Annotated in this window: 16 protein-coding genes; 13 read left to right on the top strand and 3 right to left on the bottom strand. The window is 70.1% G+C overall.

The annotated features are described in order from the left end of the window. Positions 1 to 307: 307 nt before the first annotated feature. The 9 genes from OG884_RS32650 (at position 308) to OG884_RS32610 (ending at position 8,285) form a co-directional block, all read left to right on the top strand. Positions 308 to 1,069 carry a DeoR/GlpR family DNA-binding transcription regulator gene (locus tag OG884_RS32650; protein WP_326639311.1) on the top strand — a complete coding sequence of 254 codons (762 nt, stop codon included), beginning with the start codon at positions 308 to 310 and terminating at the stop codon, positions 1,067 to 1,069. Next, on the top strand, positions 1,066 to 2,007 hold the full coding sequence (gene pfkB / locus OG884_RS32645; RefSeq protein ID WP_326639309.1) for a 1-phosphofructokinase: 942 nt from the start codon (positions 1,066 to 1,068) through the stop codon (positions 2,005 to 2,007). Before OG884_RS32650 ends, pfkB begins: the two co-directional genes overlap by 4 nt. Positions 2,008 to 2,072: 65 nt before the next feature. Continuing rightward, the gene (locus OG884_RS32640) at positions 2,073 to 3,182 is read left to right on the top strand and encodes a PTS mannitol transporter subunit IICB (RefSeq protein ID WP_326639308.1); all 1,110 of its coding nucleotides are present in this window, start codon (positions 2,073 to 2,075) and stop codon (positions 3,180 to 3,182) included. Between the two features lie 3 nt (positions 3,183 to 3,185). Next, complete coding sequence (locus OG884_RS32635) at positions 3,186 to 3,494, top strand: PTS lactose transporter subunit IIB (protein ID WP_326639306.1); 309 nt, start codon at positions 3,186 to 3,188, stop codon at positions 3,492 to 3,494. Further along, complete coding sequence (locus OG884_RS32630) at positions 3,487 to 3,945, top strand: PTS sugar transporter subunit IIA (RefSeq protein WP_326639305.1); 459 nt, start codon at positions 3,487 to 3,489, stop codon at positions 3,943 to 3,945. The genes OG884_RS32635 and OG884_RS32630 overlap by 8 nt, the downstream gene beginning before the upstream one ends. Continuing rightward, entirely contained in the window at positions 3,942 to 4,973 is a 1,032-nt protein-coding gene (locus OG884_RS32625) for a zinc-dependent dehydrogenase (RefSeq protein ID WP_326639302.1), read from the top strand. The genes OG884_RS32630 and OG884_RS32625 overlap by 4 nt, the downstream gene beginning before the upstream one ends. Before the next feature lie 175 nt (positions 4,974 to 5,148). Next, complete coding sequence (locus OG884_RS32620) at positions 5,149 to 5,433, top strand: HPr family phosphocarrier protein (protein WP_326639300.1); 285 nt, start codon at positions 5,149 to 5,151, stop codon at positions 5,431 to 5,433. Further along, positions 5,426 to 7,075: a phosphoenolpyruvate--protein phosphotransferase gene (gene ptsP, locus OG884_RS32615; RefSeq protein ID WP_326639298.1), complete on the top strand. Its 1,650-nt coding sequence runs from the start codon at positions 5,426 to 5,428 to the stop codon at positions 7,073 to 7,075. The genes OG884_RS32620 and ptsP overlap by 8 nt, the downstream gene beginning before the upstream one ends. Positions 7,076 to 7,544: 469 nt before the next feature. Continuing rightward, positions 7,545 to 8,285, top strand: a complete 741-nt coding sequence (locus tag OG884_RS32610) for a DUF3152 domain-containing protein (RefSeq protein WP_326639296.1) — start codon at positions 7,545 to 7,547, stop codon at positions 8,283 to 8,285. 231 nt (positions 8,286 to 8,516) lie between these two features. Here the strand turns inward: OG884_RS32610 and OG884_RS32605 are convergent, their stop codons facing one another. The 3 genes from OG884_RS32605 to OG884_RS32595 all read right to left on the bottom strand — a co-directional run bounded on the left by OG884_RS32605 (position 8,517) and on the right by OG884_RS32595 (position 11,736). Beyond that, entirely contained in the window at positions 8,517 to 8,789 is a 273-nt protein-coding gene (locus OG884_RS32605) for a WhiB family transcriptional regulator (protein ID WP_442811578.1), read from the bottom strand. A gap of 240 nt (positions 8,790 to 9,029) precedes the next feature. Continuing rightward, positions 9,030 to 10,688 (bottom strand): catalase, encoded by a 1,659-nt coding sequence (locus OG884_RS32600; protein WP_326639293.1) that lies wholly within the window; start codon positions 10,686 to 10,688, stop codon positions 9,030 to 9,032. Between the two features lie 283 nt (positions 10,689 to 10,971). Beyond that, positions 10,972 to 11,736: a hypothetical protein gene (locus tag OG884_RS32595; RefSeq protein ID WP_326639291.1), complete on the bottom strand. Its 765-nt coding sequence runs from the start codon at positions 11,734 to 11,736 to the stop codon at positions 10,972 to 10,974. Between the two features lie 243 nt (positions 11,737 to 11,979). On the opposite strand from OG884_RS32595, the gene OG884_RS32590 reads away from it, so the two are divergent. From OG884_RS32590 to OG884_RS32575, 4 genes are all read left to right on the top strand, one after another. Beyond that, a complete protein-coding gene (locus tag OG884_RS32590) occupies positions 11,980 to 12,984 on the top strand; it encodes an AAA family ATPase (RefSeq protein WP_326639289.1) in 1,005 nt (334 codons plus the stop codon). A 251-nt stretch (positions 12,985 to 13,235) separates the two neighbouring features. Beyond that, positions 13,236 to 14,138, top strand: a complete 903-nt coding sequence (locus OG884_RS32585) for a DUF58 domain-containing protein (RefSeq protein WP_442811577.1) — start codon at positions 13,236 to 13,238, stop codon at positions 14,136 to 14,138. Continuing rightward, complete coding sequence (locus tag OG884_RS32580) at positions 14,135 to 15,082, top strand: VWA domain-containing protein (protein WP_326639287.1); 948 nt, start codon at positions 14,135 to 14,137, stop codon at positions 15,080 to 15,082. The genes OG884_RS32585 and OG884_RS32580 overlap by 4 nt, the downstream gene beginning before the upstream one ends. A gap of 32 nt (positions 15,083 to 15,114) precedes the next feature. Beyond that, positions 15,115 to 15,729, top strand: coding sequence for a class I SAM-dependent methyltransferase (locus tag OG884_RS32575; RefSeq protein WP_326639285.1), 615 nt, complete (start codon positions 15,115 to 15,117; stop codon positions 15,727 to 15,729). Positions 15,730 to 15,755 lie beyond the last annotated feature (26 nt).

Genomic DNA, 15,755 nt, shown 5'->3' with positions numbered 1-15,755 from the left:
CCACGATCCCTTCCCAGTGCCCCGGAAGCGTCCGACAGCATCCCGTTTCCCGCCGAGGGATCTCCGGCCGAGGGGATCTCCAACCGAGGGATCTCCGGCCGAGGGACACCGTTTCCAACGCGATCCAAATTTTCGGCGGCCTGCGGCCACACTCTCCTCACAATCCACATACAGTCCCAAACCCCAGGTACATACCTGGGGTTTTTCATGTTTTACCTGGCTTAGCTAGAAGTCACCCATTGACGTTCCAACAGATTCGGGTGTAAATAAAGCTGAAACAACATGGAAACGGCGGTGAATCAACAGCATGTACGCCGAGGAGCGGCAACAGGAGATCCTGCGCCGGGCGCGTACGGTCGGACGGGTAGACGTGGTAACGCTCGCGGAGGAGTTCGCCGTCACCACCGAGACCATCCGCCGCGACCTGACCGCGCTGGAGCGCTTGGGGATGCTGCGGCGCGTGCACGGCGGTGCGATCTCGGTCGAGCGGCTGGGGTTCGAACCTGAACTTGCCGCCCGCGACGAGGTAATGATCTCGGAAAAGGAGCGTATCGCCAAGGCGGCGCTCGCCGAGCTCCCCGAGGACGGCGCGATCATCATCGACGCCGGCTCGACGACCGGCAGGCTGGTGCAGGCGATGCCGACCGACCGGGAGCTGACCGTGATCGTGAACTCCCCGCCGCTGGCGACGGTACTGGCCACCCGCGTCAACCTGACGGTGATCATGCTGGGTGGCCGGGTGCGCGGGCGGACCCTGGCCACCGTCGACGACTGGGCGCTGCGGCCCCTCTCCGACCTGCACGTGGACGTGGCGTTCATGGCGGCCAACGGATGCTCGGTGGCCAAGGGGCTGACGACACCGGACCCCGCCGAGGCCGCCATCAAGCGGGCGATGGTCGACGCGGCGCAGCGATGCGTACTGCTGGCCGACCACACCAAGTTCGCCAATACCTACCTGGCCCGCTTCGCCTCGGTCCAGGAGATAGATGTGGTGATCAGTGACATGGGACTTGACACCGAGGTCGCGGCCGAGATGGCCGCGGCCGGGCCCGAGGTGATCCGGGCATGATCGTCACCCTGACCCTCAACCCCAGCCTGGATCGTACGATCGAGGTCGGGTCGCTTACCCGCGGGGCCGTCATCCGCGCCGCCGCCACACACCTCGACCCCGGCGGCAAGGGCGTCAACGTCTCCCGTGCGCTGCTGGCCAACCAGGTCCGCTCCTGCGCCGTCGTCCCCTTCGCGGGCGACGAGGGACGGCGGCTGGTGAGCCTGCTCTCGGCCGAGGGCATCGAGATGATCACCGTACCGGTCGCCGGGGCCACCCGGTCCAACGTCGCGCTGGCCGAGCCCGACGGCACGGTCACCAAGATCAACGAGCCGGGCAGCGCCTTGTCGGCGGCCGACCTCGACACCATCGCCGAGGCCGTGCTCAGTGCGGCAAGCTCCGCGGACTGGGTGGTCGCCTCCGGCAGCCTCCCGCCCGAGGTGCCGATCGATGTCTACGCCCGCCTGTGCGAACGGTTCAAGGGCGCAGGCATCAACGTCGCGGTCGACACCAGCGGCCCCGCGCTCGTCCACGCGCTCGCCGAGGCTCCCTCCCTGATCAAACCCAACCGGGAGGAGCTGAGCGAGGCGACGGGGATGGTTCTCTCATCGCTGGGCGACGCCATCAAGGCCGCAGAGAACCTGCGGGCCCGAGGCGCGGGAACCGTCCTGGCCAGCCTGGGATCCGACGGCGCGATCCTCCTCCAGGGAGACCAGGTCTGGTACGGCCAATGCCCGGTGGCCGAGCCGCGCAGCACCGTCGGCGCCGGCGACGCCATGCTCGCCGGGTTCCTCGCCGGCGGCGCACAGGGCGAGAGCGCACTGGTCGAGGCGCTGGCCTGGGCTACCGCCGCGGTCGGGCTGCCGGGCAGCCGAATGCCCTCCCCGCACGACATCCGGCGCGATGACGTTCGCGTCACCGGAGCCGATCCCACCCTGCCGCTGCAGCCCGGGGGCTGACAGCGACGCGGATCCACCCCCCTGGCCGGCTCCCCCGCCGGCCACCCCGGAAGGAGCAACACCATATGAGCACCGAGTACACCCCCACCGTCACCGGAACCGGGGTAAAAGCGAAAATCCAGCGTTTCGGCGGATATCTCGCCGGAATGATCATGCCGAACATCGGCGCGTTCATCGCCTGGGGTCTGATCACGGCCCTGTTCATCCCCACCGGCTGGTTGCCCAACGAGACCCTCGCCGCCCTGGTCGGGCCGATGATCACGTCGCTGCTGCCCATCCTGATCGGCTACACCGGCGGTCGGATGGTCCACGGCCAGCGCGGCGCCGTGGTCGGCGCCGTCGCCACCATGGGCGTTGTCGTCGGCGCCGAGAACCCGATGTTCCTCGGCGCGATGATCATGGGACCGCTCGCGGCGTTCCTGCTGAAACTCGTTGACAGCTTCACCGCCGACCGCACCAAGTCCGGCTTCGAGATGCTGGTGGACAACTTCACCGCCGGCATCGTCGGCGGCGCCACGGCCCTGGTGGGCGTCTGGGCCATCGGCCCCGTCGTCTCCACGATCACCACCGCCGCCGGTAACGCGGTCGGCTGGCTGGTGGACGCCAACCTGCTGCCGCTGGCCTCGGTCCTGATCGAGCCCGCCAAGGTGCTGTTCCTCAACAACGCCATCAACCACGGCGTGCTGACCCCGCTGGGTGCCAACGAGGTGACCCAGTTCGGCCAGTCGATCCTGTTCATGCTGGAGTCGAACCCCGGCCCCGGTCTCGGCCTGCTGCTGGCCTACATGTTCTTCGGCCCGCGCCTGCTCCGTCCCAGCACCCCCGCCGCGATCATCATCCACTTCCTCGGCGGCATCCACGAGATCTACTTCCCCTACGTGCTCATGAAGCCCCGTCTGATCCTCGCGGTCATCGCCGGTGGCGCCACCGGCATCCTGGTCTTCATCATGACCGGCGCCGGCCTGGTGTCCGCGGCCTCGCCCGGCAGCATCTTCGCCTACCTCGCGGTGACGCCCAAGGGCGGCTGGTTCGGTGTGCTCGCCGGCGTCTTCGCCGCGACCGCCGTCTCCTTCGCCGTGGCCTCGGTGCTCCTCGGCTTCGGCCGGCGCAACGGGGACGGGGCCGAGGAAGCCGCTGCGGGATCCGAAACCGCACCCGCCGCCAAGGAGGCTTAACGCATGGCCAGTATCGAGAGCAAGGACATCCACAAGATCATCGTGGCCTGCGACGCGGGTATGGGCAGCAGCGTCATGCTCGCCAGCCAGCTCCGCAAGCAGTTGAAGAGCCAGAACGTCCAGGTGGAGCACACCCCGGTCAACTCGATCCCCGCCGACGCCGACGTGGTGGTCTGCCACGTCGGCCTGGCGGACCGGGCCAGGGCCGGCGCACCCGGCAAGGTGCTGATCCCCTTCCAGGTCTTCATCGGAGACCCGGCGGTGACCAAGCTGGTCAACACCATCAAGAACGGCGGCACCGTCGATGCCTGAGACAGCGCCGCTGCCGCTGGACCCGCGCGCCATCCTGCTGGCGGCCTCGGCCACCGGCCGCGACGACGCGATCCGCCAGTGCGGGCAGGCCCTGCTCTCCGTCGGCGCGGTGGAGAGCCCCTACATCAACGCCATGCTCGAACGGGAGCGCTCGATCTCCACCTACGTCGGTGAGGGGGTCGCCATCCCGCACGGCACCCTGGCCGCCAAGGACGCCGTCCGGCACGACGCCATCAGCGTCGTTCGCTTCCCGGACGGCGTCGACTGGGACGGCGACCAGGTGACGGTGTGCATCGGTATCGCCGCCAAGGGCGACGGCCACGTACGGCTGCTCGCCGAACTCGCCCAGATCCTGATGGATCCCGAGCAGGCCCAGGCCCTTCGCGAGGCGACGGAGGTCGCCGATGTGGTCCGGCTGCTGCAACCCAACGAAGAGGACGAAGCACAGTGAAGGTCGCCCGTTTCTACGCTCCCGGCGACATCCGCGTCGAGGATGCGCCGGAGCCCGCCGCCGGACCAGGCGAGATCAAGATACGCGTGCGCAACTGCTCGACCTGCGGTACCGACGCGAAGATCTCCAAGTACGGCCACCACCACATCAAGCCCCCCAGGGTCATGGGCCACGAGATCGCCGGCGAGGTGGTCGACGCCGTCGACGCCGGCGAGTGGGCCCCAGGTGACCGAGTGCAGGTGATCGCCGCGATTCCCTGTGGGACGTGCGAGGAGTGCCTCCGGGGCCGGATGACCGTCTGCCCGAACCAGGAGTCGATGGGCTACCACTACGACGGCGGCTTCGCCGAGTACATGGTCATCCCGGCCAAGATCCTGGCGGTCAACGGCGTCAACCGCATTCCCGACGAGGTCGGCTTCGCCGAGGCTTCGGTGGCCGAGCCGCTGGCCTGCGTGCTCAACGGCCAGGAACTGGCCCGGGTGGGCGAGGGCGACGACGTGGTGATCATGGGGTCCGGCCCGATCGGCTGCCTGCACGTGCGGCTGGCGCGGTCGCGGGGCGCGGCGCGGGTCTTCCTCGTCGACATCAACGCCGAGCGGCTGGAGATGGCCGCCGGGCTGGTCCACCCGGACGCGTCGGTGCACGGCGAGGACGTCGTCGAGCAGGTGCTCAAGCTGACCGACGGCAGGGGCGCCGACGTCGTCATCACCGCCGCCGCCTCGGGAGCGGCCCAGGAGCAGGCGCTGCGGATGGCGGCCCGCCAGGGGCGGGTCAGCTTCTTCGGAGGCCTGCCCAAGGACAACCCGATCATCCGGTGCGACTCCAACCTGGTCCACTACCGGGAACTGACCATCGTCGGTGCCAACGGGTCCAGCCCCGCGCACAACGCCCAGGCCCTGCGGCTGATCGCCGATGGCTCGGTGCCGGTCTCCGACCTGATCACGCACCGGCTGCCGCTCGCGGAGGTCCTGGAGGGGATCGACATCGTCAGCAGGGGCGAGGCCATCAAGGTGACCATCGAACCCTGACCGACCCGGCCCCCGGAGCTACCGGCCTTCGGGCCGGACAGCAGCAAAAGGTCATGCCGGGGAGCCGCCGGAAGATCCGCCGATCCACACCAGAGTGCGCCGGCCTCCCGCCGGATCCGGTGGAGGCCGGCGCAAACTCACACCACTCGCAGAACGCGCAGAAGGAGAACCGGAGATGCCGGAGAGGACAGTGGTCGTCGCCTCAAGCACGGGCCTCCACGCCCGTCCCGCAAAGATCTTCGTGCAGGCCGCGGCCAGGCAGGGAGTGCCCGTCCGTATCCGCGTCGGGGAGGGCAAGCCCGTACCCGCCAACAGCATGCTCGCCGTGCTGGCACTGGGCGCGAAACATGGCACGGAGGTCACGCTGGAGGCGGAGGGGCCTGGGGCAGGCGAGGCGCTCGACTCCCTCGCCGAGCTGCTCGCCCGCGACCTCGACGCCGAAGAGGCACCTCATGGCTGAGGCGCTCAAGGGCCTGGGCGTGAGCTCCGGCCGGGCGGCCGGGCGGGTCTGCCGGATGGCGGGTCCGCCGGAGCTGCCGCCCCGCCACCCGGTCGCCGACACCGACGCCGAGCTCGGCCTGGCGCTGGACGCGCTGCGGGCCACCGCCGCCGAACTGGCGGAGCGGGCGGAGAAGGCGCCCGACGCCGAAGCTCAGGCGATCTTGGAGGCACAGTCCTTCATCGCCGACGACCCCGGTCTGCACGAGTCCGTGGAGACGAGTGTCAGGGCGGGTGCGGACGCCGCGCACGCCATCGACGAGGCGTGCGCCCACCACCGGCACGCGCTGCTGGCGGCGGGCGGCTACATCGCCGAGCGAGCCGCCGACCTCGACGACATCCGTAACCGGGCCGTCGCGGCGGTGCTCGGCCTGCCCGTTCCCGGGGTGCCCACTCCCGGTCATCCCTTCGTCCTGGTCGCCGAGGACCTCTCCCCCGCCGACACGGTGAACCTGGACCCCGACACCGTCCTCGCCCTCGTCACCGAGAAGGGCGGCCCGACCAGCCACACCGCCATTCTGGCCCGCGCCCGCGGCCTGCCCGCCGTGGTCGCCTGCCGGGGAATGAGCGAGGTCGACGAGGGGACGTGGGTGTCCGTCGACGGTCTGCGGGGCGAGGTGGAAGTCGGTATCGGTGAGGAGGCCGCCACCGAGATCCAGCGCCTGGCGGAGGCCGAGCGCCGCCGGAAGAGCACGAGCCGGGGTCCCGGCCGGACCTCCGACGGCCACCCGGTCAAGCTGCTGCTCAACGTCGGCTCCGCGGCCGACCTCACGCCGCAGGGGGTGGACGCCGAGGGAGTGGGACTGTTCCGCACGGAGTTCCTCTTCCTGGACCGGCGCGAGGAGCCCGGCTACGAGGAGCAGGTGGCCGCCTACGCCGCGGTCTTCCGTGCCGTCCCCGGCGGGCACGTCGTGGTCCGCACCCTCGACGCGGGCACCGACAAGCCGCTGCCGTTCCTCGGGCTGGCCGACGAGACCAACCCGGCGCTGGGCATCCGGGGGCTGCGGGTCTCCCGGGTCAGGCCCGAGGTGCTCGACACCCAGCTCGACGCCATCGCCGAGGCAGCGCGCCAGAGCGGAGCCGAGCCATGGGTGATGGCCCCGATGGTGACGACGGCGGGCGAGGCGGCCGACTTCGCCGGGCGGGCCCGCGCCCGGGGAATCACCCGGGTCGGGGCGATGGTGGAGGTCCCCGCCGCCGCGCTGCACGCCGGGCGCCTGCTGAAGGAGCTCGACTTCCTGAGCATCGGCACCAACGACCTGAGCCAGTACACCTTCGCCTCCGACCGGCAGCACGGGGATCTCGCCGACCTGCTCGATCCCTGGCAGGCGGCGCTGCTCCAGCTGATCGCCGACTGCGCGGCGGCCGGGCAGTCGGTGGGCAAGCCCGTCGGCGTGTGCGGCGAGGCGGCGGCGGACCCGCTCCTGGCGACGGTCCTGGTCGGGCTGGGCGTCACCAGTCTGTCGATGTCGGCGCCCAGCGTCCCCGCGGTACGGGAGAGCCTCGCCGCCCACTCCCTGGCGCAGTGCCGCGACAACGCTCAGATCGCCCTGGGCTCGGACGACCCCGAACAGGCCAGAAAGCTGATCGTCCCGGGCTGGTGAGTGGCCCCCTCCCAATCACCCTCACCATCCCCGGGCCGGGGATGGGGAGGGGCCCTCTTCCCATCCCCTCCCCATCCCCGGGTTGGGATGGTGAGGGCCCCTCCCCATCCCCGAGCCGGGCCGGAGACACCCTTCTCCGGCCCGGCTCCCACATCCGGCCCGTTTCCCCGGTGCGCATCGGTGAAATCACCGGTCTTCCTGACGGAAAGCGCCGAGACGCCGGCGCGGGTGGACGGAGAACCCCTTCACCCGCCCTTTCCAGGCTCGACATCCGCTGATCCGACGGCGGCCGCCATACGCGGCCGCCGTTGGCGTACCCAACCCGTAGCTCTCCGTGATGTCAGCACATGATGATTTTCCCCCGATTTGATCAGTTACCGCCGTAGGGCAATATGGTTTACGGACTATGTCCAGGAACGAAAGTCGACGTGACTCCAAAACCGTTATGTGGCTTCTCGCGTTCAGCGTCATGGTCACGTTCACGGCCGGAGCGGTCACCCTGCTGAGCGGTCACCTCGAACCGGTTCCCGACATTCCCCCACCCCCGGACGCCGCACTGCCCCAGATACCCGTGACACCGGTGACACCGACCCCGCCACCGCAGCCTCAGGGGACGGCAGATCCCTCCGGCCAGGCCAAGAAGCCACTCCTGCTGGCCAACGGCCGGCAGCAACCGCTGAGGCTGAAGGTGCCCCGGGCCGCCAAGGGCCGCTACGCCGTCGCCCCCGGCGAGGCCAGACCCCCCAGGGGCAAGGGCAGGGTGGTCCGGTACGCGGTGGAGGTCGAGCGGGGCCTGCCGTTCGAGGTGGAGGAGTTCGCCTCCGAGGTGCACCGGATCCTCAACGACCCGCGCGGCTGGGGGCACCGGTTCAAGCGGGTGGCGCGCGGCCCCGTGAAGCTCAGGGTCTCGCTGAGCAGCCCGGAGACGGCCGACCGGCGTTGTCTGCCGATGCGGACCAACGGCACGCTGTCCTGCTGGAACGGCGAGCGCGCGATCATCAACGCGGTCCGCTGGAACAGCGGGGCGCGCGGCTACGGCCGCGACGTGGCCTCCTACCGCGAGTACGTCATCAGCCACGAGGTCGGTCACGGCCTCGGCCACGGCCACGTGTCCTGCCCCGGGCCCGGCAGGCGGGCACCGGTGATGCTCCAGCAGACCAAGTCCCTGTACGGCTGCCGCCCCAACCCCTGGCCGTCACCTCGTCGCTGACCGGGCACCCCACCCGGCCCGCCTCCCTCCACAAGGACCCGCGGGAGAGGCTCGGCGCGCCGCCGGAGCGCGACCTCCACCTCAGGGACGTGCCGCCGGAGATCACCGACGAGGTCCGGCGGCGATTCCTCGGCACGCTGGAGCCGCTGCACGAGGCGGCAAACCGGGAGCGGTGCTCTTCCAGTACCCGGAGGCGGAACTCGGGCTCTGGGCGGCCGGCCGGGAGTGCCGCTACCTGACCTGGCGCCTCGCCCTGGTCATGGTTGCCCTGCGCTCGTCGGGTGTGGTGCCTCCCCACACACCGTCCATCTGCTGGGTGTTCAACGCGTACTCCAGGCAACGCCCGCGCACCGGGCAGCGTCGGCACACAGCCCTGGCGCGCTCGTACTGCTCACGGCCCGGTCCCTCGTAGGACACGGGGAAGAAGAGCTCGGGGTCCTCGTTGAGGCAGGAGGAGCGGCGGGACCAGTTGATGATCGGAATGACGTTGCTCTCAACAGGCATGGCAATCCAAATGGGAGTGAGAACGGCTCAGATATCGGCGGCTCAGTTTGAGGATCGCGTGCCCGCTGTAATGGTATTCATACCTTTTAAGCGGAAAAATCGGACAGCCTTGACCGATGGTTTCTTCCCTGCCGGAAGACTCCGGTCAGCAGATCGAGCCCGGCGACGCGCAACGAGCGGATCACCTCCGCGCGCTCCGGGCTCGACGACCGCCGCTCCCACCGGGCCGGTGACCGTTCCCTACCGCTCCACCCGGGCCCGCTCGTTGGGCACGCAGTGGGTCATCTTCAGGCCGCTCACGTCGCGCGGCCCGTTCTTGCCCAGCTTGGACAACCGCTCGCGATCCTCCTCCGTCAGGTCCTGGCCGATCAACGGTTTCAGGTGGGAGACGTCCCCGGGGCTGATGCCCAGCCCCTCTCCCACCCTGAGCCCGAGGTCGTCCTCGACCATCAGGAAATGCCAGACCATCCGCTCCTGAACGGGGCGCGTGGCCTGGGAGAGCATGTCGACGAAGTTCAGCACCAGATCGTCGCGCTCCCACTGCTCCATGAGCAGGTAGCGCTGACCGGCCTGGGTGTAGTCGTTGGTACGCGGGATGCGCTTGCGGGTCAGCCTCCCGGAGATGACCGGCCCCTGCTCGTCGTAGGTGGGGTACTGCCCCTCCCTGAGCCCCCCGGTGATGGACGGCTCGTAGTTGACGTGCGGGTTGGCGCCCTGCTCGTCGACTCGGTAGGCCATCTGGCCGTCGCGCTGGTTGGTGCGCACCTGGGCGTGCTTGGGCTGGTTGACCGGCAGCTGCAGGTAGTTGGGACCCACCCGGTGGCGCTGGGTGTCGCTGTAGGAGAACGTACGGCCCACCAGCATCTTGTCGTCGGAGAAGTCGAGGCCGTCGACCAGGACGCCGGTCCCGAAGGAGATCTGCTCGTTCTCGGCGAAGTTGTCGTCCACGTTGCGGTTCAGCACCATCCTGCCGACCGGCAGGGGCGGGAAGTCGTTCTCCGGCCACACCTTGGTGTCGTCCAGCGGGTCGAAGTCCAGCTCGGGGTGGTCGTCGTCGCTCATGATCTGCACCCGCAGCTCCCACTCGGGGAAGTCGCCCCGGTCGATCGCCTCGTGCAGGTCCTTGGTGGCGTGCCCGAGGTCCTGGCCCTGTACGGCCGTGGCGTCCTCGGCGGTCATACTGCGCACGCCCTGCTTGGGGATCCAGTGGTACTTCACCAGACGGCTGTCGCCCTGCTGGTTTTCCCACTTGTAGGTGTTGACCCCGAATCCCTGCATGTGCCGGTAGTCGGCCGGGATGCCGCGCGGGCTGAACAGGTTGACGATCATGTGCATGCTCTCCGGCGTCTGCGACATGAAGTCGAAGATCCGGCCGGGCTCCTGCCTGAACGTCACCGGGTCCGGCTTGAGCGAGTGGATCACGTCGGGGAACTTGAGGGCGTCCCTGATGAAGAAGACCGCCAGGTCGTTGCCGACGAGGTCCCAGTTGCCGTCCTCGGTGTAGAACTTCACCGCGAACCCGCGCGGGTCACGGGCGGTCTCCGAGGAGTCCCTGCCACCGATCACCGTGGAGAACCGGACGGCCACATCGGTCCGCTTTCCGGGCTCCTGGAAGAGCTTCGCCCGGGTGTAGCGGCCGATCGGCTCGTCTCCGAGCTTGCCGTAGGCCTCGAAGTAGCCGTAGGAGGTCACCCCTCGGGCGTGCACCACCCGCTCGGGGATGCGCTCGCGGTCGAAGTGACTGATCTTCTCCAGGAACTGGTAGTTCTCCAGCGTGGCCGGCCCCCTCGCGCCGACCGTGCGCTGGTTCTGGTTGTCGTAGACCTGGTGCCCCTGTCGATTGGTCAGGATTGGACGGTCATCGCCCGGCTGGGGCCCCACGCTCGACACATCCGTCATGATGACGATTCCTTCCCTGCCGCGGTCGTTTTCGGCGCACCACTCCATATCGGCGCACAGTCCCCTTATCCGGCACAGAGCGCTTTATAGCGATAAAGGGAATAATCTCCATGAACAGGGACAATGCTTTAAGGGGCAATGCTTTAGCCGCGTCGAGGCCCGGCCGGGGGCGAAAAGGATTCACCGTCGGCCCGCCTCGCGCCGGTCACCGGCGCCGGAGGCGGGATCGGGGCGGCGGCGGGATCGGGGCGGCGATCGCGCGCGTTCTGCGCACCCGCCGCCCTCAGATGGGCTCGCCCTCGTTCTCGTCGCCCTCCTCCTGGCCGGGGGGGCCGGTCCCGCTCTGGCTCGGTGACGGCGAAGGGGTGGGCCGGCCGGGATCCGGCGTCGCCGGGACCGGCGGCGGGGTCGGCACGAACACCGTGGGCGGCAGCGGCCTCGGCGGCGGTTTGAAATCGTCCTCCCTGCGCAGCAGGAGCCAGACCGTCACGGCCAGCAGCACGAGCAGCAGGGTCAGCACCACCCCCGCGACGATCACGGCCCGGCGGGTCTCGGTCGGCGGCGGCGCACCCTTGGGCGGCGCGGGCAGCGCGGGCGAGCGGTCGCCCACCCAGTGCGGCGCGAAGTCGGGGCCGTGCTGCTCGCCGATCAGCGTTCCGCTGACCAGCACCGGTTCCAGGAACCGCTCCGCCCCCGCCCTGTCGGGCTCGTACGGTGTGGCCACCCACGGGGCGCTCCCGCCGTCCATGGCCAGCACCTGTGGGACCATGCCGGCCACCGCGGTGCGCCCGCGTGCCGCCCTGACCATCCAGCCCCGGACGCCGGAGCGGCTGGCCGCCGCGTCGCGGACCCCGGTGACGAAGCGGTCGCGAGCCGCCGGATCGAGCGCGGCCCCCCTGGTCAGCACCGCGACCGAGACGGCCCTGCCGTCGGGCGCGAGCCCGAGATAGACCAGCCCGGCGGGCCCCACCCGCAGACGTGCCTGCACGACGAAGGGTCCCAGCTGGGGCGGGTCACCGTACTGGAGTGGAGTGGCCACGTCTGACATGAAAGCACACCCGGGTGATCACACCGCGCCGCACGGGTTGCGAGATCAAGCACACCGTGCGAGCCGACAGCGCGTTCTGGTGAGTCCCTCCCCTCCGGAGAGGAATGATTTCTCGCCTTCCTCTGCCGAGATGGGCGACGGCCGGACCCCGGCCCTTTCGAACACGGGAGTCATGGCAGGGAAGGCGATTCACCTGCCGGGTCAACCCGGCGGTCCCCTTGCCGAACGTGATGGAATATCGACATGACCGTCGCCGAAGAACTGCCGAGCGAGATCGACACCGGACTGCTGCGCGACGCCCTGACCGAGGTCCGGCGGGTCATCGTCGGGCAGGAGCACATGGTGGAGCGATTGCTCGTGGCACTCCTCGCCCGCGGCCACTGCCTGCTGGAGGGTGTGCCCGGAGTGGCCAAGACCCTGGCCGCCTCGACCCTGGCCACCGTGGTCGGCGGAGTCTTCGCCCGCATCCAGTTCACCCCCGACCTGGTCCCCAGCGACATCGTGGGCACCCGGGTGTACCACCCCTCCCGCGAGGCCTTCGACGTCGAGCTCGGCCCGGTGTTCGTCAACTTCCTGCTCGCCGACGAGATCAACCGGGCTCCGGCCAAGGTGCAGTCGGCGCTGCTGGAGGTCATGGCCGAGCGGCAGGTGACCCTGGCCGGGGAGACCCACCCGCTGCCCAGGCCGTTCATCGTGCTGGCCACCCAGAACCCGATCGAGTCCGAGGGTGTCTACCCCCTCCCCGAGGTCCAGCGCGACCGGTTCCTGTTCAAGGTTCGCGTCACCCATCCCAGTGCCCACGAGGAACTGGAGATCCTGCACCGGATGAGCGTCACGCCGCCGACCCCCAGGGCGGTGCTCGACCCCGCGCGGCTGGCCGCGCTGCAGTCGATGGCCGATCAGGTCTCGGTCCACCAGCTCGTCGCCGACTACGTGGTCAGGCTCGTGATGGCCACCCGCTCCCCCTCCGACTACGGCCTGGCCGACTTGGAGGAGAACATCGAGATCGGCGTCAGCCCCCGGGCCACTCTCGGCCTGGTCTCCGCGGGGCGCGGCCTGGCGCTGCTGCGGGGCCGCGACTACCTGCTCCCCGACGACATCCGCGACGTGGCGGTGGACGTGATGTCCCACCGGCTGATGCTCACCTTCGACGCCCTGGCCGACGGGATCGACCCCGAGGACGTGATCCGCCAGATCCTCGCCGCCGTTCCCCCCCCCCTCGTCGTCTGGAACCAGGGCCCCCGGTGACCGGTCCCAAGGAGCCCCATCAGGACACGCCGATGACCCACTCCAAGGATCGCCGTGGGGACGTGCCCCCGCCCACCCCGAGGGACCCCCGTGAGGCCGCGCCGGCGACTGGACTGAGGAGAGAGGGGTCGCGAGGAACGAGCGACCCCTCTCGACGAGGGAAGGAGCCGGATCCCAGCGGCCGAACCGCGACGCGCAGCGTCGCCATAGGCACTGCCGAGCAGGCGCTACGGCGGCTGGAGCTCACCATCGTGCGGCGCCTGGACGGGTTGCTGCAGGGCGCGTACCAGGGGCTCCTTCCCGGTCCTGGAAGCGAGTTCGGCGACAGCCGGGTCTACGTGCCGGGCGAGGACGACATCCGGCGAATGGACTGGGCGGTGACCGCCCGCACGACCGTCCCGCACGTACGCGACCTGGTCGCCGACCGGGAGCTGGAGACCTGGGCGCTGGCGGACCTGTCGCCCAGCATGGACTTCGGCACCGTCGGCATGGAGAAGCGGGACCTGGTCGTGGCCGCCATCGGGGCGATCGGCTTCCTGTCGGGCCGGATCGGAAACCGCTTCGGCACATACGTCCTGCACGACGAGTACGTTCACCGGATGCCCGCCAGAAGCGGCCGCCCGGCACTGTACGGCCTGCTGCACTCGCTGATGGAGGCCCCCAGGGGCCGTGCCGTCGCCGACGCCCCCGACCTGGCCGAGGCGATCGAGGTGCTGGCCTCGGCACGGCGGCGGCGCGGCCTGCGAGTGATCGTCTCCGACTTCCTCGACCCCGAACCCACTCTCGACCCCACCCTGGAGCTGCCCTGGGAGCGGCCGATCCGCCGGCTGGCCGCTCACCACCAGGTACTGGCCGTCGAGGTGATCGACCCTCGCGAGCTGGAGCTACCGGCGGTCGGACTGGTCAACCTGACCGACCCGGAGTCGGGGCGGAGCCGCCAGATCCAGCTCACGCCCAAGGTCCGCCGGGCGTACGCGGAGGCCGCCGCCGTGCAGCGTGCGGCCAACCAGACGGCGTTGCGCCGCTGCGGGGTGGCCCACCTGGTGCTGCGCACCGACCGCGACTGGATCTTCGACATCGCCCAGTTCGTGCTGCGGCAGCGACGCATGGCGTACCTGACCCATCGGCACCCGAGGTCGGGAGCGACACGGTGACCTTCCTCTCTCCGGCCTGGCTGTGGCTGTTCGCCGCGCCGGCACTGCTCGTGGCGGGCTATGTGGCCGCCCAGTTCGCCCGGCGCCGCTACGCGCTGCGCTTCACCAACCTGCCGCTGCTGACGCTGGTGGCCCCCTCGGGGCCCGGCTGGCGGCGACACGTCGCCCCGCTGCTGTTCCTCGTCATGATGAGCCTGCTGATCGTGGGCGCGGCCCGTCCCGCCGATTCGGTACGGATTCCCCGCGACCGCGCGACGATCATCATCGCGCTGGACGTCTCGCTGTCGATGGAGTCCGACGACGTCCGGCCGAACCGGATCACCGCGGCCAAGGAGGCGGCCCAGAAGTTCGTCGCGGACCTGCCGGAACGCTTCAACGTCGGGCTGGTCGCCTTCGCCCGCTCCGCCTCCGTCGTGGTCTCCCCCACCACCGACCACCAGGCGGTGGTGACCTCCCTCGGCAACCTGAGCACCCGTGCGGGCACCGCGATCGGCGAGGCGGTGTTCAGCTCCCTGGACTCGTTGCGCTCCTTCGACCAGCAGGCGGTGACCGATCCCCCGCCGGCGGCGATCGTGCTGCTGTCCGACGGCGACAACACCTCGGGCCGCTCGGTGGCGGAGGCGATCGAGTCGGCGATGAGCTCGCGCGTGCCGGTCTCCACGATCGCCTACGGCACCCAGGAGGGCACCGTCTCGATCGACGGGCGCGACGTGAACGTGCCGGTGAACAAGACCACCCTGCAAACCCTGTCGGACGGCACGGGCGGCCGGGCCTACGAGGCGGAGTCCGGCAGCCAGTTGCGGGAGGTGTACGAGCAGATCGGAACCTCGCTGGGCTACCGGACGGTCAACCAGGAGGTCACCCAGTGGTTCGTGGTGACGGCGATCCTGACCGGGCTGGTGACCGCCGGGGTGGCCCTGCTGCTGGGGTCGCGGCTGCCCTGAACCGGTCCCGGCCGTTGGTAACGTTCTACGACGTGGCACATTACTTCGAGGAGCGTCCCGAGACCGCCGGCCGTCCCGGCTCGGTCACGCTCGTGCTCCCCGACCTTCATCTGAAGCTGGAGACCGACAGCGGGGTCTTCTCCGCCGAGCGCGTCGATGTGGGCACCCGGATCCTGCTGGAGAGCGTGCCCCCTCCACCGCCCGGTGGCGACCTGCTCGACCTGGGCTGCGGTTACGGGCCGATCGCGCTGACGATGGCCTCGCGCGCCCCGGAGGCGACGGTCTGGGCGGTGGACGTCAACCGCAGGTCCGTGGAGCTGTGCGCCAGGAACGCCAGGTCCGCCTCCCTCGGCAACGTGAGGTCGATGCATGTCGACGAGGTTCCTCCCCAGCTGCGGTTCTCCGCCATCTGGTCCAATCCGGCGATCCGCATCGGCAAGACCGCGATGCACGAGATGCTGACCCGCTGGCTGTCACGCCTCACCCCCGACGGCGTCGCCCACCTGGTGGTTCAGAAGCACCTGGGCTCGGACTCCCTGCAGCGCTGGCTGAACGAGCGGGGCTGGCCCACCGAGCGGGTGGCCTCCCGCTCGGCGTACCGGATCCTCCGAGTGGAGGCCGGGCCGCAGGCGGGCCCGCCGCGATGAGCACGGTCATCCCGGCGTGCGGGACA

The sequence above is a fragment of the Streptosporangium sp. NBC_01755 genome (genome assembly GCF_035917995.1).
In the GTDB taxonomy this organism is placed as follows: Bacteria; Actinomycetota; Actinomycetes; order Streptosporangiales; family Streptosporangiaceae; genus Streptosporangium.
This window is presented reverse-complemented; position numbering and strand designations above follow the sequence as displayed.